Raw genomic sequence first — 1,079 nt, 5'->3', positions numbered from 1 at the left:
GTACGGCCACCTTCGCGGATTGCGAAGCGTAAACCTTCGTCCATCGCGATTGGGTTGATAAGCTCTACAACAAACTTCAAGTTGTCGCCTGGCATTACCATCTCTACACCTTCAGGAAGCTCTACTGCACCTGTGATGTCCGTCGTACGGAAGTAAAACTGTGGACGATAGCCTTTGAAGAATGGCGTGTGACGACCACCTTCATCTTTCGTCAATACATAAACTTCTGACTCAAACTTTGTGTGTGGCTTGATTGAACCAGGCTTACACAATACTTGACCACGTTGTACTTCATCACGCTTAGTACCACGTAGAAGAACACCACAGTTCTCACCAGCGCGACCTTCGTCAAGAAGCTTACGGAACATCTCTACGCCCGTACAAGTCGTTGTAGTCGTCTCTTTGATACCTACGATTTCTACGTCGTCACCTACGCGGATAATACCACGCTCTACACGACCAGTTACAACCGTACCACGACCCTGGATTGAGAATACATCTTCAATCGGAAGGATGAAGTCACCGTCAATCGCACGCTCTGGCTCTGGGATATAAGTATCTAATGCGTTCGCAAGCTCTAGTACTTTCTCTTCCCATTGCGCTTCACCGTTCAATGCACCAAGTGCTGAACCTTGAATTACTGGTAAGTCATCGCCTGGGAAGTCATATTCTGAAAGAAGTTCACGTACTTCCATCTCTACTAGCTCAAGCAATTCTTCGTCATCAACCATGTCACATTTGTTCATGAATACGATGATGAATGGTACACCAACCTGACGTGAAAGTAGGATGTGCTCACGTGTCTGTGGCATTGGGCCATCAGTCGCGGCTACTACCAAAATCGCGCCGTCCATTTGTGCCGCACCTGTGATCATGTTTTTTACATAATCCGCGTGACCAGGACAATCTACGTGTGCGTAGTGACGAATTGCTGTGTCATACTCAATGTGAGAAGTATTGATTGTGATACCACGCTCGCGCTCTTCTGGAGCGTTATCGATTTGTGCGAAATCACGAACTTCACCACCGTGAGTCTTAGTCAATACCGCTGAAATCGCAGCAGTTAGAGTAGTCTTACC

General features: G+C 47.2%; 1 protein-coding gene. It reads right to left on the bottom strand.

From position 1 onward, the window contains the following. On the bottom strand, positions 1-1,079 hold a 1,079-nt coding region (gene tuf, locus FE810_RS16995; RefSeq protein ID WP_138321865.1), incomplete at both ends, for an elongation factor Tu.

The sequence above is a fragment of the Thalassotalea litorea genome (assembly GCF_005843925.1).
GTDB classification, from domain to species: Bacteria; Pseudomonadota; Gammaproteobacteria; order Enterobacterales; family Alteromonadaceae; genus Thalassotalea_A; species Thalassotalea_A litorea_A.
Note: the sequence above shows the minus strand (reverse complement) of the source record. Positions and strands in the feature narration are given on the sequence as shown.